Below are 19,805 nucleotides of genomic sequence, written 5' to 3'. Positions count from 1 at the left end.
GATTTCTAATTTTTCCTCAGCGAAAAAGATATTTGGTTGAATTGGTATCAATAAACGAAAAAGCCCTGTATAATAGCAGGGCTTTTTATTTTCCCGTTGGCGTGCGGCTATCAAAAATGATCTTTGGTAAGAGATTAAGTGCGGTCTTTTTTTGAGATGATTTTTGCTAGTCGCAATTGGGAAAAGTAGTGAAATCAACTGGTTAGATAAAAGGTTGATTTACGAAAAGCATTTCACGCGGAATATTCCGCACTTATTTCATTTAATTGAAAGGAAAATATTGTGAATCCAATTGTTAAACAATTTAAATATGGTCAGCACACGGTAACCTTAGAAACCGGTGCAATTGCCCGTCAAGCCACGGCAGCAGTGATGGCGAGTATGGACGATACCAGCGTTTTCGTTACTGTGGTAGCGAAAAAAGAGGTTAAAGAAGGACAAGATTTCTTCCCATTAACGGTAAATTATCAAGAGCGTACTTATGCCGCGGGACGTATTCCGGGAGGATTTTTCAAACGTGAAGGCCGTCCATCAGAAGGCGAAACCTTAATTGCACGTTTAATCGATCGTCCAATTCGTCCATTATTCCCTGAAGGCTTTTTCAACGAAATTCAAATCGTGGCAACCGTGGTTTCGGTAAATCCACAAATTAGCCCTGATTTAGTCGCGATGATTGGGGCTTCTGCGGCACTTACTCTTTCAGGCGTGCCATTTAACGGACCAATTGGTGCGGCGCGCGTTGGTTTTATTGATGGTCAATTTGTTTTAAACCCAACCACGAGCGAACAAAAACAAAGCCGTTTAGACTTAGTGGTAGCAGGCACTGATAAAGCCGTATTAATGGTGGAATCGGAAGCGGATATTTTAACCGAAGAACAAATGTTAGCCGCAGTGGTGTTCGGTCATCAACAGCAACAAGTGGTGATTGAAGCGATTAAAGAATTTGCTCAAGAAGCAGGTAAACCTCGTTGGGATTGGCAGCCTCCAGCACCAGATACCGCGTTGATTGATAAAGTGAAAGCATTAGCCGAAAGCCGTTTAGGCGATGCTTATCGTATTACCGAAAAACAATCACGTTATGAGCAAATTGATGCAATTAAAGCAGATGTTGTGAGCCAACTCACAGCGGAAGATGAAACCATCAGTGAAGGAAAAATTGTTGATATTATTACCGCACTTGAAAGTCAAATCGTTCGTTCACGCATTTTAAATGGTGAGCCTCGTATTGACGGTCGTACCGTGGATACGGTGCGTGCGTTGGATATTTGTACCGGTGTATTGCCACGTACACATGGTTCAGCGATTTTCACTCGTGGTGAAACTCAAGCGTTGGCAGTGGCAACCTTAGGTACAGAGCGTGATGCACAAATTATTGATGAATTAACTGGTGAAAAAACCGATCATTTCTTATTCCACTACAATTTCCCGCCATATTCTGTGGGTGAAACGGGTATGATCGGCTCACCAAAACGTCGTGAGATTGGTCACGGTCGCTTGGCAAAACGTGGGGTGGCTGCGGTAATGCCTAGTTTGAGCGAATTCCCCTATGTTGTTCGTGTTGTTTCTGAAATTACCGAATCAAATGGTTCTTCATCAATGGCTTCAGTATGTGGTGCATCATTAGCTTTAATGGATGCAGGTGTACCAATTAAAGCGGCGGTTGCGGGTATTGCAATGGGCTTAGTGAAAGAAGACGAAAAATTTGTCGTGCTTTCTGATATTTTAGGTGATGAAGATCACTTAGGTGATATGGACTTTAAAGTTGCAGGGACACGCGAAGGGGTAACTGCACTGCAAATGGATATCAAAATTGAAGGAATTACGCCTGAAATTATGCAAATTGCGCTTAATCAAGCGAAAGGGGCAAGAATGCACATTCTTGGTGTAATGGAACAAGCCATTCCCGCACCGCGTGAAGATATTTCAGATTTTGCACCGCGTATTCACACGATGAAAATCGATCCGAAGAAAATTAAAGATGTGATCGGTAAAGGTGGCGCTGTGATCCGCTCATTAACGGAAGAAACGGGTACCTCGATTGATATTGATGATGACGGTACAGTGAAAATCGCAGCCGTGGATAATAATGCGGTGAAAGAAGTAATGGCTCGCATTGAAGATATCACTGCGGAAGTGGAAGCAGGTGCAATCTATCAAGGTAAAGTAACTCGCCTTGCTGATTTCGGTGCATTTGTTTCATTAGTAGGCAATAAAGAAGGCTTAGTTCACATTTCACAAATTGCTGATGAACGTGTAGAGAAAGTAAGTGATTACTTGACTGTTGGTCAGGAAGTGAGCGTGAAAGTGGTTGAAATTGATCGTCAAGGTCGTATCCGTTTAACGATGAAAGATATTGCTCCAAAACAAGAAACAAGCCAATCAGAAGAGATTGTGCTTGACGTGAGCGAGCAAGAATAACAAACTCTGCTCCCTACTTGTTAGGGAGCTATTTTCCTTAATGGAAAACTGGCTGACATTGTCAGTCAGGCATACTTAAGCTAAAAAACTAAGGCTAAACAATGATGCAATGTAATTGGCGTATAAAATCTTTCAGGTTGTTTTCAATCTGGTGTTTTACGTTGTTACTTGTCGGCTGTGTAGATTCGCAACCATTTATGGCAAAAAATAAATTGCTCATTGCGACGCAGACACCAAATGGCCATCTTGAGCAAGAAATTATGATTGCTCGGATTAGCCAAGTATTACAAATTGGCGGAATGGATAAAAAAGATCGTGCTTCCTTACATTTTGAGCGAGGCGTGCTATATGACGCTCTTGGTCTTTGGGGATTAGCACGTTATGACTTTTTGCAGTCTTTAATTTTTCAGCCAAAAAATGCCGCACTTTATAATTATTTAGGCGTCTATCAGCTTATTAATGAAAATTATGATGAGGCTTTAGAAGCGTTTAATGTGGCATTGGAATTTAATCCAAAAGATGAATATAGCCTATTTAATCGAGGTTTAGGTTTTTATTATATAGCGCGTTACCCACTTGCACAGCAGGACTTTTGGCAGTTTTATCAACAAGATCAAAGCGATGCTTACCGTGCATTATGGTTATACCTCAATGAACTAGAAATCAATCCTAAAAAGGCTAAACAGCAGTTAGCACAACAAGCCTCTGCACTCTCGCAAAAGCAGTGGGGCAGTTATATTGTGCAATATTATTTAGGTCAGTTATCGCTTGCAGAGCTACAACAGCAAGGGAGAGAATTTGCTGAAACGCAAAAAATCCCTTATGCTGAAGTATTGACCGAAACCTATTTTTATCTAGCAAAACAACAACTCAATTTGGGTCAAAAAGAAAAAGCAGAAAATCTGTTTAAACTGACCATAGCGAATCAGGTGTATAACTTTGTTGAGTATCGTTTTGCAGTGCTTGAATTGGCGAAATTAAAACGTCAGCAAGCAAAATAAGCTAGGTATTTACCTAGATTTGGTGTTGTAAAACGTAAAAATTTTCAACAATGTTATCCGCAAAGCTGCTATCTATTAGTAACACCTCGGCTTTGCCAAACTGAAAGTAATTGAGCTTTCCTTTTATATTCGAGTATTTTAATGACTGAAACAAACATCACTTTTAATGATTTAGGACTTCCTGAATTTATCCTTAATGCTGTAACAGATATGGGATTTGAATCCCCTTCACCAATCCAACAGGCTTGTATCCCTCACCTTTTGGCGGGTGATGATGTGCTGGGAATGGCACAAACAGGGAGTGGAAAAACCGCTGCTTTTTCTCTCCCACTCTTAGCTCAAATTGAGCCAAATAAAAAAATGCCACAAATGTTAGTGATGGCACCAACCCGCGAGCTTGCCATTCAAGTGGCAGATGCTTGTGAACAATTTATGAAATATGCCAAAGGCATCAATATTGTTACCCTTTACGGTGGACAACGTTATGACATTCAATTGCGCGCTTTAAAACAAGGGGCGCAAGTGGTGGTGGGGACACCGGGGCGTATTTTAGATCACCTTAGACGTAACACTCTTGATCTTTCTGAGTTAAAAGCCATTGTTTTAGATGAAGCAGATGAAATGTTACGTATGGGCTTTATTGACGATGTGGAAACAGTAATGGCAGCACTGCCAGAGAAGCATCAAACAGCCTTATTTTCGGCAACAATGCCCGAACCTATTCGCCGTATTACAAAACGCTTTATGCACGAGCCAAAAGAGGTGAAAATTCAATCTACACAACGCACCGCACCGGATATTACACAGAGCTGTTGGTATGTTCGCGGATTTCGTAAAAACGAGGCATTATTACGTTTTCTTGAAGTGGAAGAATTTGATGCGGCGATTATCTTTGCACGTACTAAAACTGCCACCCTTGATATTACTGAGTTACTGGAAAAACACGGCTTCCGTGCCGCTGCATTAAATGGGGATATGACGCAACAATTGCGTGAGCAAACTCTAGACCGTCTGCGTAACGGCAGTTTAGATATACTCGTCGCCACTGATGTTGCTGCGCGTGGTCTGGATGTTGAGCGTATTAGTTTAGTGGTAAATTATGATATTCCTCTTGATGCAGAAAGTTATGTTCACCGTATTGGGCGAACCGGTCGTGCAGGACGCGCAGGGCGAGCTTTACTTTTTGTTGAACCAAGAGAAAACCGCTTGTTAAAAAATATTGAACGCTTAACCAAAAAGCCAATTGAAGAAGTGGAAATTCCAAACCACGAAGCATTACAGGCTTGCCGCCGTAAAAAATTCGTGGCACAAATTACCAAACAGCTAGAGCATCACGATCTAGAACAATATCGTAGCTTATTAGAAGATCTATTCACTGCTGATCAAGATCAGGAAGACATTGCTGCTGCAATGCTAATGCTATTACAAGGTAAACAAAAATTAATTCTCCCACCTGATCCTGTATTTGATAAACATACCCCAAGGGAGCGTAGCCGCCGTGAGAATCCACGTTCAGCTGAACGTCGTGGCTATGGTAATCCGCAGCCGATGGATTTATACCGCATTGAAGTAGGACGTTTAGATGGTGTTGAAGTGCGTCATATTGTTGGTGCCATTGCTAATGAAGGGGATATTAACAGCCGTTATATTGGGCATATCAAACTTTACGATAGTCATTCCACCATTGAATTACCACAAGGAATGCCGAAAGAATTGCTCAATCATTTCGCGAAAACTCGTGTAATGAACAAACCAATGCAAATGTCTTTCCTTGGTGAAGTGAAAGGGGGCGAGGGTAAAGGAAAAGGCTTTGCTGGAAAAGGCAAAAGTCGCGCTGATGAGCGTTTTGCCCGCGGCAAAGGTGAACGCAAATTTAAAGAAAAAAATCACCGCACTTTTGATGAAGGCGGTTTTAAATCTCGTTCAAGAAAAAGATAATTCTAGTTGTTAAAAATAGCCCCTTTGGGGCTATTTTTTATTTTTATCGTAAAATATAAGGCGGTACATTTTCCGTGTAAAGCGGGAACTTGCACATAAATTTGTTTGTATAAAAACCAAAATTCACTAAAAAATCCCCGCACTTTAGCGTGATAAGGGCGGAGGATTTCCGCTTAATTTATTTCTGACTACATAGGGCGATAAAGCCTAATTTTTTCTCAGGATCATTGAAAACCTTAAACATTTTTGTAAATGTTGGGCGATTTTCTGGCTTTAAGGCATTGCGGATAATTTTGGCTGTGCCGAATACCCCTTCGTCATAAATCATTCCTGTTGGAGAAAGTAAGCTCATCTTGCCCGAATAGGTTTCCACGTTGCGAAATCCTGCGTCTAAAAAGAGTGATTTCCAGTTCTGTTTTGTCAATGGGGTTACGGTAACGTTAATGGCTTCGCGTAACTGTTGGAGCACCTTGTCTGCATCGTCTGTGGTAAGAAGGACATCGTGAGTGAGCAAAAAGCCGTTGGGCTTGAGAACGCGATAATATTCGCGTACCGCTTTAATTTTGGCTTCCACTGGTAGCATTGTGAGCATTGCTTCATTGATAATGATGTCAAAACTGTTATCGGCAAAGGGCAATTTCATTGCGTTGGCACGTTGAACGTGAATTTTATCTTGTAGCCCTTTTTCAGCGATATTTTTTCTTGCTTTCTCTAATGCGTTTTCATCAAGATCTACACCTTCAATATGGCAGCCAAATTTACTGGCTAACTCAATGGCCGTTGTTCCCATATTGCACGCCACTTCTAAGACTTTTTTATGCGCGTTGAAATCGCCGTTAGCAATCAGCCATTCTGTGGCTTTGCGCCCGCCCGGGCGTAAACGTGTTTTGCCTAATCGGGCAAGAAAATTATGTCCCATTTCTTCTTTTTTCATATTACCTCCCTTAGGATTAATCATCATTCAACTATATCAGCTTTCCTGTGTCCTTCCTAGTTAAATGCGATCAATTCTTGTTTACAAATAAAGTGCGGTGAAAAAATAGTCTGTTTTATGCCTGTTCAATTTTTTCTTTGTAATGACGACGGCATACGGAAACATAATGATTATTGCCACCAATTTGAATTTGCGCGCCATCTTTGACCACTTCACCCTGATCATTCAAACGCAATACGAAATTGGCTTTGCGTCCACAATGGCAGATGGTTTTTAACTCTTCTAGCTGATCAGCCCAAGCAAGTAAATATTTACTACCCTCAAAGAGTTCCGCTTGAAAGTCGGTGCGTAATCCATAACATAAAACGGGTATATGTAATTTATCCACCACATCGCTTAGTTGATAAACTTGCGCTTTGGTGAGGAATTGTGCTTCGTCCACCAAAATACAATGCAGACTTTCTTGTTCAAGATGCAGAGCAATGTCGGCAAAAAGATCCGTTTCTTTATGAAACAATTTCGCTTGCTGGCTAATCCCAATGCGAGAGGTTACCTTGCCCACCCCAAAGCGATCATCAATGGCGGCGGTGTAAACCAGCGTATTCATTTGCCGTTCACGGTAGTTGTAATCTGATTGTAGCAGGGTCGTGGATTTGCCCGCATTCATCGTAGAATAATAAAAATAAAGTTTAGCCATAATAAAGTGCGGTTATTTTGTTAGCCATTTCCAAATAAAGTAAAATACCAGCCCCGTCAATGGTGGGAGCGTGGCAAGCATAAAAATGCCAACAGTAGTGCCTTGTCCTACCCATTGTCCTGCAAGGGTAAGTAGATCCATTACCTGTGCAGTCGGTAATTTGATCAAGACAACAGCGATAGCAAGAAGCATAAGCACGCAGCCGATGCCAGCGGCACGCATTGCGTTAGATTGGTGAGATTGCATAAATGATCCTTATTTAATTTCGTTCAGTTCGGTCATCGCCCAACGTGGTTTCACTTCAATTTCTAATGGTGAATGCTCACCGTGTTTCAGGCGTAAAAATCCTGTATAGGCAATCATTGCCCCGTTATCCGTACAAAATTGCGGTTGTGGGTAAAAAACTTCTCCCCCCAACTGTGCCATTAATTCTGCCAAGGCTTGGCGTAATTGTTGATTAGCACTCACCCCACCTGCAATAACCAAGCGTTTAAAGCCCGTTTCTTTCAAGGCTCTGCGGCATTTAATCACTAAGGTTTCTACCACCGCCTGTTGGAACGCATAAGCAATATCTGCTTTGCTTTGCTCGGTGAGTGTTCTTTCTTCTTTAATGGTTTGATTGATGGTATTTGCCGCAAAGGTTTTTAAGCCAGAAAAACTAAAATCAAGGCCGGGGCGATCTGTCATTGGACGTGGAAAAGTAAAGCGATTAGGCGTGCCTTTTTCCGCTAAGCGTGCCAATGCCGCCCCTCCCGGATAATCCAAACCAAGTAATTTCGCTGTTTTATCAAAGGCTTCGCCTGCAGCATCATCAATACTTTCGCCAAGCACTTCATATTGTCCTACGCGATCAACCCGTACAAGCTGAGTATGACCGCCTGATACCAACAAGGCAACAAAAGGAAAGTGCGGTGCATTTTCTTCTAACATTGGGGCGAGTAAATGCCCTTCCATATGATGAATCCCAATGGCTGGCACATTCCACGCATAAGCCAAAGCACGCGCAATGGTTGAGCCAACCAATAATGCGCCCACCAGTCCGGGCCCGCAAGTATAAGCAATACCATCAATATCACTGGCGGTTAGATTTGCTTGTGCTAATGCAGCTTGAATTAACGGAGCGGTTTTACGGATATGGTCGCGTGATGCTAATTCAGGTACAACTCCACCATAATCGGCGTGCAATGCAATTTGAGTGTAAAGTTGGTTGGCGATAAGCCCATTATTTTCATCATAAATCGCCACACCTGTTTCATCACAAGATGTTTCAATGCCTAAAATTCGCATTTTTTCTCTCTTTGATATAGGAAAAATTGAGGTGATTTTACCCTGTTTATTGTCTTTTCACCAGTTGGCGATCATTTTTCCATTCAGCGAAAAGCAGAATTTCAACAAAAATTGGATCTTTTCTTTGCTTTTGCGCTTAATTTGAATTAGAATTGCGACCCTTATTAGTTTAAATAAGCCGTTTATCAAAACGGTCTAAATTTTGCAAAATATTAATCCATATTGAGGTGATGGCTTATGCCGGTAATTAAAGTTCGTGAAAATGAATCATTTGACGTAGCATTACGTCGTTTCAAACGCTCTTGCGAAAAGGCAGGAATCTTAGCGGAAGTTCGTAGCCGTGAATTTTACGAAAAACCAACAACAATTCGTAAACGTGAAAACGCAACTCGTGCTAAACGCCACGCAAAACGCGTTGCTCGTGAGAATGCACGTAATGTACGTTTATACTAATTAAAAATTTTTTAATTAAACTCGAGTTAAGCAGGCCGTGAAACCTTTTGGAATCACGGTTTTGTTGTTTTTAGCTCTGTCATTTCTTATTATCTTAGGTATGTCTTTCTAAATCTACATTGATTGAAATGAGAGGAAATTATTGTGGCAGGCCATATTCCACGTTCATTTATTGATGATCTTCTTGCCAGAACAGATATTGTCGAATTAATTAATTCACGGGTTAAGCTGAAAAAAGCAGGGCGTGAATTTCAGGCTTGTTGTCCTTTTCATCACGAGAAAACGCCTTCCTTTACCGTAAGCCCTAAAAAGCAGTTTTACCATTGTTTTGGCTGCCACGCGCACGGTAATGCGATTAATTTTTTAATGGAATATGATAAGCTCGAATTCATTGAGGCAGTAGAAGAGCTTGCCAATCATTTAGGGCTGGAAATTCCTTATGAAAACTCACCGCACTTGGATAACAAAGGCAAATCCCAAGCGAGTTATCGCACTAAGAAAGATCTTTACCAGCTAATGCAAGAAATTGCAGTATTTTATCATCAGCAACTTGCGCATCATATTCCTGCACAATCTTATGTGCAAAAGCGCGGTTTATCTGCTGAGGTGATTGAACGTTTTCAAATCGGTTTTTCGCCGAATCAGTTTAATGCGGTGCTTAAACAGTTTGGAGGCAATCAAGACGCTCGCCAAAAATTGTTTGATGTGGGAATGTTATCGCGCAACGAAAAGCAAGATGTTTATGATCGTTTTCGTAATCGCATTATGTTTCCTATCCGTGATCGTCGCGGGCGAACCATCGCGTTTGGTGGACGCGTGTTAGGGGATGAAAAACCAAAATATTTGAACTCCCCAGAAAGTATGACTTACCACAAAGGCAACGAGCTTTATGGCTTGTTTGAAGCATTGCAAGTTAATGATAGTCCTGAAATGTTGCTGGTGGTAGAAGGTTATATGGATGTGGTGGCGCTTGCCCAATTTGGGGTAGATTATGCTGTTGCGTCTTTAGGCACAGCGACAACGCCTGAGCAAATTCAGCTCGCATTTCGTTCTAGTGAACAGATTATTTGTTGTTACGATGCTGATCGTGCCGGGCGTGATGCGGCGTGGCGAGCGTTAGAAAATGCGTTGCCTTTTTTAGAAGATGGACGGCAAATTAAGTTTATTTTCTTACCTGATGGCGAAGATCCTGATACCTTCATTCGTCAATATGGTAAAGAAGGGTTTGAGGATTATATTCGTCAAGCACAGCCTCTGAGTGATTTTCTATTTGCCACACTGAGTTCACAGGTGGATTTTTCAAGTAAAGAAGGCAAGGGAAAACTGGCTGCGCTTGCGGTACCATTGATTAACCGAATTCCGGGGGAATTGCTACGTTTATCTCTGCGTAAGCTTTTGGCGCAAAAATTGGGGATCTTTAATGAAACGCAGATTGAGCATTTAATCCCCGCACAAAAAGAAAATACCTCATCAACGCCGAAGCAAAATGTGGTAAAACGCACACCTATGCGCGTGCTGATTGCTTTGCTATTACAAAATCCAGAGTTGATCCACATTGTGCCAGAGAATTTAAGTGCCTTGTCGGTACTCAATGAGGCAGGGCTAGATTTGTTTGAAAAAATCACCGCACTTTGTCGTGAACGAGTGGGGATGACGACGGCACAAATTTTAGAACATTACCGTGATACTGAGCATTTTCGCCCCCTTGAAATTCTGGCTGTGTGGGATCATTTAGTCGATGAGGATAAAATCGAAGACACATTTCGTGAAACCTTGCGTTCTTTTTATTTGCAACTAATGGAGAAAAATATCGAAATGCTTATCGCGAAAGCACGCACAGAAGGTCTAAATGAACAAGAACGGCACACACTTGCACAATTATTATTGAAAAAACAGCAAAATAAATAGTTAATCCAACATAACGGTGATAAAATCAAAAGCATTTTATCTCCCACAATTACACATCGAGGCGGATATATAATATGGATATGGAACAAAATCCACAATCTCAATTGAAACTGTTAATCGCACAAGGGAAAGAGCAGGGTTATCTTACTTATGCTGAAGTAAACGACCATTTGCCAGAAGAGCTTGTAGATGCAGATCAAATTGAAGACATCATTCAAATGATTAACGATATGGGTATTCAAGTGCTAGAAACTGCACCGGATGCCGATGATTTGATGTTAAATGAAAATATCACTGATGAAGATGCGGTAGAAGAAGCCACCCAAGTATTATCTAGCGTGGAAGCGGAATTAGGGCGAACCACTGATCCCGTGCGTATGTATATGCGTGAAATGGGGAGTGTGGAGCTTTTAACCCGCGAAGGCGAAATTGACATCGCGAAACGTATCGAAGAAGGGATCAATGAAGTACAAACTGCCGTAGCAGCTTATCCCGAAGCCTTGAGCGATCTTTTACATCAATACGCTTTGGTGGAAGAGGGGGGAATGCGTTTAGCTGATCTCATCACAGGTTTTGTTGATCCAAATGCCGTCGTGGAAGAAGCTGTATCAGATGAACACGAAATGCTTTCTGACGAAGAAGATGAGGAAAGCGTTTCAACAGAATCAATTGAAGATGATGAAAACGAAGAGGAAGAAAGTGATGAAAGTAATTCTTCCGATGACAGTGATTCTGATAACAGTATTGACCCAGAAGTGGCGCGTGAAAAATTTGCAGAATTACAGGCTCAGCACAAAAAAACCTTAGAAACGATTGCAAAACACGGTCGCCATAAAAAACAAGCAAGAGATCAAATTCAAATTTTGGCAGAGATCTTCACGCAGTTCCGTTTGGTGCCAAAACAATTTGATACGTTAGTGTTATCTATGCGTAATATGATGAAACGCGTGCGTCAGCAGGAACGTCATATTCAAAAAATGGCGGTGGATAACGCGAAAATGCCAAAAGGCACATTCCAAAAAGAATTTATTGGACACGAAACCAAAGATGCATGGCTAGAAAAAGCCCTTAACGCTGGGAAAAATTGGTCTGAAAAATTATCGCAGTATGAAGAACCTATCCGTCAGGCAATTGCCCAATTAGGACAGATTGAACAAGATACAGGCTTAACGATAAGCCAAATTCGCGATATTTGCGATGCGGTTTCTCAAGGTGAATTAAAAGCACGCCGAGCGAAAAAGGAAATGGTTGAGGCTAATTTGCGTTTGGTCATTTCTATTGCGAAAAAATACACCAACCGTGGTTTACAATTCTTGGATCTGATTCAAGAGGGGAATATAGGTTTGATGAAAGCGGTGGATAAATTTGAGTATCGCCGTGGTTATAAATTCTCAACTTATGCAACTTGGTGGATTCGTCAGGCAATTACACGTTCAATCGCAGATCAAGCAAGAACCATTCGTATCCCAGTTCATATGATCGAAACAATCAATAAATTGAACCGTATTTCGCGTCAAATGCTGCAAGAAATGGGGCGTGAGGCTTCACCAGAAGAATTGGCAGAAAGAATGGGAATGCCAGAAGATAAAATTCGCAAAGTGCTAAAAATTGCCAAAGAACCGATCTCAATGGAAACCCCAATTGGTGATGACGATGATTCCCACTTAGGTGATTTTATTGAAGACAGCACCTTAGAATTGCCACTTGATTCCGCAACGGCACAAAGTCTTAAAGCCGCTACGCACGAAGTGTTAGAAGGTTTAACACCGAGAGAAGCGAAAGTGCTAAGAATGCGTTTTGGTATTGATATGAATACGGATCACACCTTAGAGGAAGTGGGAAAACAATTTGATGTAACCCGTGAACGTATCCGTCAAATTGAGGCGAAAGCGTTACGCAAACTACGTCATCCAAGCCGCTCAGAAACCTTGCGTAGTTTCTTGGATGAGTAAAACGAACAAACCGCACGCCTAAAACGTGCGGTTTTTTGTTTTAGCTCACGCTATCATTGCGTAGCAAATATTGAGGTATATTTAATTTTAAAAGTGATTTCATTTAGTTATATAATCCCATCCTCTCAGTGAGGCTAAAAATTGCGAACTTATTCCCTAAGTTCGCAACTGATTATTGCTTAGCACAAATCACATAACTAGACGCAAAAATGGTGGTGAGTTCTGTGGGGGTTAGCGTTTCAATTTCTCTAATTGCTCCTTTTTTTGCAGATGTTTCCATTGTTTTTAATATTAAAAACATTTCTTTTTCCCATTTAGCTAATTTAGGATTTGCTTTTAATGCTTGTTTGGCATTTACGCTATAATTTTTTGTTACAGATGCTTTAGTTGCTCGTTCAAATAAATATCGTCCGTTTAGTTGCCAAATGCCCTCAGAATGAATTTTATAGTTAAATTCACGACCATCTTTCAAAATTCGCATTGTACCATCACTCACAACTCGCCCGTTTGGTGAATAAGTATAATATTCTTTAGTAAGCAAATTCCACGTGGCGTAGGAAGATGAACAATACCATTTTTTATTCACTAAATCACTTTGCTTAAAATTAGCTGGCACAACCATTTTTTGCAAATTTGTCAGCTCAGCACAACCAACCAATAATCCCGTTGCAAGAATGATAGAAAATAACTGTTTCTTCATTGAGAATCCTTATCGACAAGCGCCTATAATTGCTCCAAGCGCACATAATCCATTACCAATAGCCTCTGTTACAACAGATGAACTCTCACGGCGAGATTGATTTTCTAACGCTTGTTGTTGGCGAACTTTAATGCTTTCTTCAAGTTCATTGGTGCGTTGCATACGTGCCTGTTCAAGTGATGCAGCGGTAACAATACTTTGCGCTGAATTACGTTCAGCATTGATAGATGCGGCACTACGGTGGTAATCCCCACTAGCACAAGCACTTAAAATAAAAGGAAAAATTGTGAAAAGAAACGATTTTTTCATGATTAACTCCAATTAGTATATAAATACAGGTTGCTTATGAATATGAATATCTTGTTTTTTGCTTAAATTTTCGTTGGATTTATTAATAGCATTTGCTTCATGCATTAATATTCTGCCGTAATCATCAATAGCATCTTTAGTTGCTTGACGAGTATTTTGATATTGAATGGCTTGATTTTGATAGTGAATCCGCTCATTTTGTAAGATAAGTTTTTCATCTTCTAAGCCTTCTAAAAGGCGACTCCGCCTAGTTTGATATTCTTTCTCATCAAGGCGTTCTAATTGATTTAAACGTGAAATAGCAACTTCATCACTAACGGTAGGTATAGGTGGCTGGCTTTGACAGGCTACAAACCCTAAACTGAGAACACTTAAAACGAGTTTACGCATCTAAAGATCTCCATATAAAAGTATAAAAACGCCTCAAATTGTACAAAAAAAAACAATAGCGCAATGGGATATAAAAAGCTGAAAAAATAGACGAGTGAAAAATCGGGGAAATATGTATAAAAATACGGATTTCTCAACAAGATATTCAATAGGAGGAGATAAAGTCTCCTAAGCGAGAAGTACGGAATTCCTTACCTATGTCATAGGGTGAATGCATAAGAATAAAGGAGGAAACCGCACCTAGGATTGCTAGAGATGGTAAGTATAACCCAATGTTTGAAGCGAGAAAAAGGATGATGTTAATTATTCTTATGATAATGCCACGTATTCCAGCTATTTTACGCTTACTGTCAGCAATCTTGCGTTACAAGAGGATAAAGCATATTATTTTAGCCAGCCGAGAGCGTGAAATTGAGGGGCTAAAAACGCAAATTGTAGCCCTTGAGAAACTGATCACGGCTTTAGAGAAAGACGCCCATTAAGCGTAGTTTATTTTTTATTTCAGATGATGTATTAATTTTATGAAAAAACTCCTCGTCCTCCACACAGGAGGCACAATTTCAATGCACTCGGATAGCAGTGGAAAAGTGACACCAAATAGCCGTAATCCTATGACCAAAGTCGGTTTGGATTTACATAATATTGAAGTGGAATCGGTGGATTTTCTCAACTTACCCAGCCCGCATATTCGCCTTGAACATATGCTTGCCCTAAGCCAGAAAATTAAGCAAGAGGCACAAAATTATGATGGTGTGGTGATTACACACGGGACGGATACACTGGAAGAAACGGCTTATTTTCTTGATACAATGCAACTTCCTAAAATACCTATCGTCATTACGGGGGCAATGCGTTCAAATAACGAGTTAGGCAGTGATGGCATTTATAATTACCTTTCTGCATTGCGCGTGGCAGTTTTTGAGAAAAGCGCAGATAAAGGCGTGTTAGTTGTTATGAATGATGAAATTCACGCGGCGAAATATGTAACCAAAACCCATACCACTAATGTTTCCACCTTTCAAACACCCACTCACGGCCCTTTGGGGGTGATTATGAAAAAAGATATTCTCTTTTTCAAAACCGCCGAGCCTCGCGTGCGTTTTGATTTAGAAACAGTGAGTGGAAATGTGCAAGTCATCAAAACTTATGCGGGAATGGATAGCTGGCTGTTTGAGCAATTAGATTTGCAACAATTGGACGGCTTAGTGATTGAAGCATTAGGGGCAGGAAATATTCCACCGCAAGCTGCGAAAGGATTACAGCGATTGTTAGCACATAATATTCCTGTTGCGTTAGTTTCTCGTTGTTTTAACGGTATTGCTGAGCCTGTTTATGGTTATGATGGCGGTGGGGCAAGTTTGCAGGAACAGGGCGTAATGTTTGTGAAAGAACTGAATGCCCCGAAAGCTCGCTTAAAATTACTCATCGCGCTGAATGCAGGATTGCAAGGCGAGGCACTAAAAAGCTATATGGAAGGATAAAGAAAAAAGTTTAACATTTGCACCGCACTTTATTGTGGTGAGACACATTGTAAGAAACCGCTAAAAGCGGTCGAATGTTTTGCGTTTGTCCCATTACAAGTATTAAAAGTGCGGTGAGATTTTTGGCAGAATTTTCATATATAGCAAAAGCCCCAGTGAGTTGGGGCTTTGTCTTATTGAGAGGAGATTAGAACTTCGCCAATAACATCGCTTCTAATTTTTCTTGGTCAATGGCAAATTTACGGATACCTTCAGCCAGTTTTTCGACAGCCATTGGATCGCTGTTATGTTGCCAGTAGAACTCACTTTCTGTAAGTGGTTGTGGCTTAGCTTTCACTTCACCTTTATATTCTAGTTTGCGAGCAAGTGCGGTGTTATTTTCTTGTAATTCTTTTAATAAAGCAGGAGCAATGGTTAAGCGATCGCAACCGGCAAGTTCAGTAATTTCGCCTACATTACGGAAACTTGCCCCCATTACTACGGTTTGGTAGCCGTGTTGTTTGTAATAGTTGTAAATTTTAGTTACTGAAATCACACCGGGATCTTCTGCTGGTGCATATTCTTTTTTATCGCTATTGGCTTTGTACCAGTCAAGAATACGACCGACGAATGGTGAAATTAAGTATACCCCCGCTTCAGCACAAGCACGAGCTTGGGCTTCTGAGAATAAGAGGGTTAAGTTACAGTTAATGCCTTCTTTTTCAAGAATTTCTGCTGCACGGATACCCTGCCAAGTGGAGGCAATTTTAATTAAAATACGATCATTGGAAACCCCAGCTTCATTATAAAGTGCGATTAATTTACGTGCTTTTTCAACAGTGGCTTGGGTATTGTAAGAAAGACGTGCATCCACTTCGGTAGAAATACGTCCGGGTACGATTTTAAGAATTTCTAAACCAATATTTACCGCTAATTTATCTTCTGCATCAATAAGTTGCTGTGCTTTGTCAGCACTTTTGCTTTTGGCATAGGCAATGGCTTCGTCAATTAATGCCGCATATTGAGGCAATGCGGAGGCGCTTAAAATGAGTGATGGGTTCGTGGTGGCATCTTGTGGTTGGTAGGTTTTAATGGCTTCGATATCTCCTGTATCTGCCACAACTACGGTCATTTCGCGTAATGCATCTAATTGTGTTGTCATATTTACCTCTAATTTGATTGTTGGTTAAGTTGGAATACAATATCACATCTTATTGATGCGCATATAGCTATTTTAGCTCTAGTATTAATAGGTAGATTCTAAATTAAATTCAATGAATGAGGAAAAGAAAATCTGTGATCCTGATCACAATATAAGGAATGAATGATGAAAACACGTTGCAGTTGGGCCGAAGGCTCGTCTATTTATCAAGATTATCACGATAATGAATGGGGCAAGCCAGAATATGATAGTCTGAAATTATTTGAGAAAATTTGTTTAGAAGGACAGCAAGCAGGGCTTTCGTGGATTACCGTTTTGAAAAAACGGGAACAGTATCGTCAGGCATTTTTTCACTTTAATCCTGAAAAGATTGCGCAAATGACGGCACAAGATATTGATGAGAGAATGCAAAATGCTGGGCTTATTCGTCATCGTGCGAAATTAGAGGCAATTGTAAAGAATGCAAAAGCCTATTTAGCCATGCAAAAGTGCGGTGAAAATTTTAGCGATTTTATTTGGGCCTTTGTTAATCACCAGCCACAAATAAATGATGTCCCTGATTTATCCGCAGTGCCAGCGAAGACAGCGGTTTCAAAACAGCTTTCAAAGGCTTTAAAAAAACGTGGTTTTGTCTTTGTTGGAGAGACCACTTGTTATGCTTTTATGCAATCTATGGGGCTGGTAAACGATCATCTGAATAGCTGTTTTTGTAAGTATAAATAAAATGCTTTTTTCATCATTTTTCTTTATAATCGGCTTAATTTCACACCTTAAAAAATGGGTTATTAATGAAAAAAAATTACTACACGATGCTTTCTTTCTCAATTTTGACCGCACTTTATGGTGTACCAAGTTGGGCAAGTTTACAGCAGCAATGCTTAGCTGGCGTACCACAGTTTCAAGGTGAGGTGGTGCAGGGCGATCCAAACCAATTGCCTGTTTATATCGAGGCAGATCGCGCAGAATTAAATCAGCCTGTTAGTGCGCGTTATGAGGGTGATGTTGAGATTAAACAGGGTAATCGCCATTTAACTACCCAAATTGCAGAAATTGTTCAACGTGGCGAAGGGGCTAATGTACAGCGCTTTGCCTATGCCAAAAAGGGGTTTGATTATAAAGATAATCTTATCAATTTGTCAGGGCATTCTGCCAAGATAAACTTGAATAATAAAGATGCAGATGTAGAGGGCGCAGATTACCAATTTGTTGGGCGTCAAGGGCGAGGTAATGCACAACACGTTGAGCTACGCAATGATTATCGCTTACTTAAAAATGCGACTTTTACGTCTTGTTTGCCTGATGATAATAGTTGGTCAATTGAAGCAAGCGAAATGCGTCAGCATATCCAAGAAGAATATGCCGAAATGTGGCACGCACGCTTTAAAGTACATGGCGTGCCGATTTTCTATACCCCTTATTTGCAACTTCCTATCGGCGATCGTCGTCGTTCTGGTTTGTTAATTCCAAATGTGGGAATGTCTAGCCGTGATGGTTATTCGTATGCACAGCCAATTTATTGGAACATTGCCCCCAATTTTGATATGACCGTAACACCAAAATATATGTCAAAACGAGGCTGGCAATTTAACGGTGAAACACGTTATCTCACGCAAATTGGTGAGGGACTAATTGCAGGAGAATATTTAGCACGTGATCGCTATGATGATTACCAAGGAGACAACCGCTCTCGTCATTTATTCCACTGGCGACATAGTTCCAGTTTCTTAGAAAATTGGCGTTTAAATGTGGATTACACAAGGGTAAGCGATAAACGTTATTTCTCTGATTTTGATTCTGCTTATGGGCGCAGTACAGACGGTTATGCTGATCAAAATTTCCGCATTGCTTACTATCAGCCGAACTACAATTTCGCTTTATCGGCGAAACAGTTCCAAGTGTTTGACGATGTAGATATCGGACCTTATCGTGTTTTTCCACAATTAGATTTTAATTATTATCGCGATGGGCTTGCTAACGGCTTAATGGATTTCCGCGTATTCTCACAAATTTCGCGTTTTGAGAATGACAGTGCCTTAATGCCGAAAGCTTGGCGTTATCATCTTGAACCAAGCCTTAATATTCCGCTTACAAACCGTTACGGCAGTGTGAATATTGAAACAAAACTTTACGCTACTCACTATAATCAAACAAAAGGAAAAGGGCAAAATGCGGAAGAGATTGAACGCTCGGTAACCCGTGTCTTGCCACAAGTGAAGGTTGATTTTCAAACCTTACTTGCAAGCAAAGAAACCTTGTTTGATGGCTATACACAAACGATTGAACCACATATTCAATATCTTTATCGCCCTTATAAGGACCAAAGCAATATCGGTTCAAAATTAAATAGCCAATATCTTGGTTTTGGTTATGATTCCGCATTATTGCAACAAGATTATTTTTCCTTGTTCCGTGATCGCCGTTATAGTGGATTAGATCGCATTGCCTCAGCGAATCAGTTTACCCTCGGGGGAACAACGCGTTTTTATGATAAAGAAGGGAATGAACGTTTTAACCTCTCTTTAGGGCAAATTTATTACCTTAGTGATTCAAGGATTGATAATAACCCAAACAATAGTAGTGATCGTTCCACTTCCTCTTGGTCATTAGAAACCAATTGGCGAATTAATAAACAATGGAACTGGCGTGCAAGTTACCAATATGATACAAGCTTACATCAAACTTCTTTGGCAAATACCGTACTAGAATTTAATCCAAGTGGTAATAACCTCGTTCAATTAAGTTATCGCTATGCCAGCCAGCAATATATTGACCAAAATCTCACTGGTGCAAATGCGTATAATCAAGACATTAAACAGCTTGGTTTAGTGGCAGCGTGGGAAATTGCGGACAAATGGGCAGTGGTTGGACATTATTACCAAGATCTAGCCTTGAAAAAGCCTGTTGAGCAATATCTCGGGGTAAAATACAACACCTGCTGTTGGTCGGTGGGAGTAGGCGCACGCCGCTATGTCACAAGTAAAGAAGGACAAACGTCAAACGAAGTGGTTTACGATCATAGTTTTGGGGTAAATTTTGAGTTACGTGGCTTAGGCACCACCGATCACCGCAGCGGCATTGAAAAAATGCTAAAAGCAGGAAAATTGCCTTATATTCAATCATTTAGCCTATATTAAAGTAATCATAAGAAAGTAAAAAAGCAGGGCATGTGTGATCTGCCTCCAAAAGTTAGATTTAA

18 protein-coding genes are annotated in these 19,805 nt (G+C 40.6%); 10 read left to right on the top strand and 8 right to left on the bottom strand.

Annotated elements, in window-relative coordinates:
* Positions 1-282: 282 nt before the first annotated feature.
* From pnp to L5B83_RS03425, 3 genes are all read left to right on the top strand, one after another.
* Complete coding sequence (gene pnp, locus L5B83_RS03435) at positions 283-2,418, top strand: polyribonucleotide nucleotidyltransferase (RefSeq protein ID WP_265777587.1); 2,136 nt, start codon at positions 283-285, stop codon at positions 2,416-2,418.
* Positions 2,419-2,522: 104 nt separating this feature from the next.
* Positions 2,523-3,419 carry a lipoprotein NlpI gene (gene nlpI, locus L5B83_RS03430; protein WP_265778367.1) on the top strand — a complete coding sequence of 299 codons (897 nt, stop codon included), beginning with the start codon at positions 2,523-2,525 and terminating at the stop codon, positions 3,417-3,419.
* Between the two features lie 141 nt (positions 3,420-3,560).
* A complete protein-coding gene (locus L5B83_RS03425) occupies positions 3,561-5,357 on the top strand; it encodes a DEAD/DEAH box helicase (RefSeq protein ID WP_265777586.1) in 1,797 nt (598 codons plus the stop codon).
* 178 nt (positions 5,358-5,535) lie between these two features.
* Here L5B83_RS03425 and L5B83_RS03420 read toward each other — a convergent pair whose 3' ends face one another.
* The 4 genes from L5B83_RS03420 to tsaD form a co-directional block, all read right to left on the bottom strand.
* A complete protein-coding gene (locus L5B83_RS03420; protein WP_265777585.1) occupies positions 5,536-6,291 on the bottom strand; it encodes a class I SAM-dependent methyltransferase in 756 nt (251 codons plus the stop codon).
* Positions 6,292-6,406: 115 nt separating this feature from the next.
* Positions 6,407-6,988, bottom strand: a complete 582-nt coding sequence (locus L5B83_RS03415) for a thymidine kinase (protein ID WP_250363935.1) — start codon at positions 6,986-6,988, stop codon at positions 6,407-6,409.
* Positions 6,989-7,000: 12 nt separating this feature from the next.
* Positions 7,001-7,234, bottom strand: a complete 234-nt coding sequence (locus L5B83_RS03410; protein ID WP_250363936.1) for a hypothetical protein — start codon at positions 7,232-7,234, stop codon at positions 7,001-7,003.
* A gap of 9 nt (positions 7,235-7,243) precedes the next feature.
* On the bottom strand, positions 7,244-8,275 hold the full coding sequence (tsaD, locus tag L5B83_RS03405) for a tRNA (adenosine(37)-N6)-threonylcarbamoyltransferase complex transferase subunit TsaD (protein WP_265777584.1): 1,032 nt from the start codon (positions 8,273-8,275) through the stop codon (positions 7,244-7,246).
* 237 nt (positions 8,276-8,512) lie between these two features.
* Here tsaD and rpsU point away from each other — a divergent pair, with 237 nt between their 5' ends.
* From rpsU to rpoD, 3 genes are all read left to right on the top strand, one after another.
* Complete coding sequence (gene rpsU, locus L5B83_RS03400) at positions 8,513-8,728, top strand: 30S ribosomal protein S21 (protein ID WP_017805200.1); 216 nt, start codon at positions 8,513-8,515, stop codon at positions 8,726-8,728.
* Between the two features lie 144 nt (positions 8,729-8,872).
* The gene (gene dnaG / locus L5B83_RS03395) at positions 8,873-10,636 is read left to right on the top strand and encodes a DNA primase (protein ID WP_265777583.1); all 1,764 of its coding nucleotides are present in this window, start codon (positions 8,873-8,875) and stop codon (positions 10,634-10,636) included.
* A gap of 80 nt (positions 10,637-10,716) precedes the next feature.
* Entirely contained in the window at positions 10,717-12,588 is a 1,872-nt protein-coding gene (rpoD, locus tag L5B83_RS03390; protein ID WP_442780636.1) for an RNA polymerase sigma factor RpoD, read from the top strand.
* A 172-nt stretch (positions 12,589-12,760) separates the two neighbouring features.
* Here rpoD and L5B83_RS03385 read toward each other — a convergent pair whose 3' ends face one another.
* From L5B83_RS03385 to L5B83_RS03375, 3 genes are read right to left on the bottom strand one after another with little or no spacing between them, the layout of a single operon-like run.
* A complete protein-coding gene (locus L5B83_RS03385; RefSeq protein WP_265777582.1) occupies positions 12,761-13,288 on the bottom strand; it encodes a hypothetical protein in 528 nt (175 codons plus the stop codon).
* 9 nt (positions 13,289-13,297) lie between these two features.
* The gene (locus L5B83_RS03380; protein ID WP_265777581.1) at positions 13,298-13,597 is read right to left on the bottom strand and encodes an NGK_0946 family protein; all 300 of its coding nucleotides are present in this window, start codon (positions 13,595-13,597) and stop codon (positions 13,298-13,300) included.
* 12 nt (positions 13,598-13,609) lie between these two features.
* Positions 13,610-13,987 carry a hypothetical protein gene (locus L5B83_RS03375; protein WP_265777580.1) on the bottom strand — a complete coding sequence of 126 codons (378 nt, stop codon included), beginning with the start codon at positions 13,985-13,987 and terminating at the stop codon, positions 13,610-13,612.
* Between the two features lie 293 nt (positions 13,988-14,280).
* On the opposite strand from L5B83_RS03375, the gene L5B83_RS03370 reads away from it, so the two are divergent.
* Positions 14,281-14,469 (top strand): hypothetical protein, encoded by a 189-nt coding sequence (locus L5B83_RS03370; RefSeq protein ID WP_265777579.1) that lies wholly within the window; start codon positions 14,281-14,283, stop codon positions 14,467-14,469.
* A 39-nt stretch (positions 14,470-14,508) separates the two neighbouring features.
* Complete coding sequence (locus L5B83_RS03365; RefSeq protein WP_265777578.1) at positions 14,509-15,468, top strand: asparaginase; 960 nt, start codon at positions 14,509-14,511, stop codon at positions 15,466-15,468.
* A gap of 187 nt (positions 15,469-15,655) precedes the next feature.
* On the opposite strand, the gene tal is transcribed toward L5B83_RS03365, so the two are convergent.
* Entirely contained in the window at positions 15,656-16,609 is a 954-nt protein-coding gene (gene tal / locus L5B83_RS03360) for a transaldolase (protein WP_265777577.1), read from the bottom strand.
* Between the two features lie 165 nt (positions 16,610-16,774).
* Here tal and L5B83_RS03355 point away from each other — a divergent pair, with 165 nt between their 5' ends.
* Positions 16,775-17,332: a DNA-3-methyladenine glycosylase I gene (locus L5B83_RS03355; protein WP_265762559.1), complete on the top strand. Its 558-nt coding sequence runs from the start codon at positions 16,775-16,777 to the stop codon at positions 17,330-17,332.
* A gap of 65 nt (positions 17,333-17,397) precedes the next feature.
* The gene (gene lptD, locus L5B83_RS03350; protein WP_265777576.1) at positions 17,398-19,743 is read left to right on the top strand and encodes an LPS assembly protein LptD; all 2,346 of its coding nucleotides are present in this window, start codon (positions 17,398-17,400) and stop codon (positions 19,741-19,743) included.
* The last annotated feature ends 62 nt before the right edge of the window (positions 19,744-19,805 follow it).

It is taken from the genome of Avibacterium sp. 21-599, assembly GCF_026226765.1.
Lineage (GTDB): Bacteria > Pseudomonadota > Gammaproteobacteria > Enterobacterales > Pasteurellaceae > Avibacterium.
This window is presented reverse-complemented; position numbering and strand designations above follow the sequence as displayed.

What these genes read in the sequence shown, in the direction of transcription:
- L5B83_RS03380 (WP_265777581.1), bottom strand. Translation starts at nt 13,597, where the DNA reads ATGAAAAAATCGTTTCTTTTCACAATTTTTCCTTTTATTTTAAGTGCT.
- L5B83_RS03375 (WP_265777580.1), bottom strand. Translation starts at nt 13,987, where the DNA reads ATGCGTAAACTCGTTTTAAGTGTTCTCAGTTTAGGGTTTGTAGCCTGT.
- lptD (WP_265777576.1), top strand. Translation starts at nt 17,398, where the DNA reads ATGAAAAAAAATTACTACACGATGCTTTCTTTCTCAATTTTGACCGCA.
- L5B83_RS03420 (WP_265777585.1), bottom strand. Translation starts at nt 6,291, where the DNA reads ATGAAAAAAGAAGAAATGGGACATAATTTTCTTGCCCGATTAGGCAAA.
- L5B83_RS03365 (WP_265777578.1), top strand. Translation starts at nt 14,509, where the DNA reads ATGAAAAAACTCCTCGTCCTCCACACAGGAGGCACAATTTCAATGCAC.
- nlpI (WP_265778367.1), top strand. Translation starts at nt 2,523, where the DNA reads ATGCAATGTAATTGGCGTATAAAATCTTTCAGGTTGTTTTCAATCTGG.
- L5B83_RS03415 (WP_250363935.1), bottom strand. Translation starts at nt 6,988, where the DNA reads ATGGCTAAACTTTATTTTTATTATTCTACGATGAATGCGGGCAAATCC.
- L5B83_RS03355 (WP_265762559.1), top strand. Translation starts at nt 16,775, where the DNA reads ATGAAAACACGTTGCAGTTGGGCCGAAGGCTCGTCTATTTATCAAGAT.
- L5B83_RS03370 (WP_265777579.1), top strand. Translation starts at nt 14,281, where the DNA reads ATGATGTTAATTATTCTTATGATAATGCCACGTATTCCAGCTATTTTA.
- L5B83_RS03385 (WP_265777582.1), bottom strand. Translation starts at nt 13,288, where the DNA reads ATGAAGAAACAGTTATTTTCTATCATTCTTGCAACGGGATTATTGGTT.
- rpoD (WP_442780636.1), top strand. Translation starts at nt 10,717, where the DNA reads ATGGAACAAAATCCACAATCTCAATTGAAACTGTTAATCGCACAAGGG.
- tsaD (WP_265777584.1), bottom strand. Translation starts at nt 8,275, where the DNA reads ATGCGAATTTTAGGCATTGAAACATCTTGTGATGAAACAGGTGTGGCG.
- L5B83_RS03410 (WP_250363936.1), bottom strand. Translation starts at nt 7,234, where the DNA reads ATGCAATCTCACCAATCTAACGCAATGCGTGCCGCTGGCATCGGCTGC.
- rpsU (WP_017805200.1), top strand. Translation starts at nt 8,513, where the DNA reads ATGCCGGTAATTAAAGTTCGTGAAAATGAATCATTTGACGTAGCATTA.
- tal (WP_265777577.1), bottom strand. Translation starts at nt 16,609, where the DNA reads ATGACAACACAATTAGATGCATTACGCGAAATGACCGTAGTTGTGGCA.
- L5B83_RS03425 (WP_265777586.1), top strand. Translation starts at nt 3,561, where the DNA reads ATGACTGAAACAAACATCACTTTTAATGATTTAGGACTTCCTGAATTT.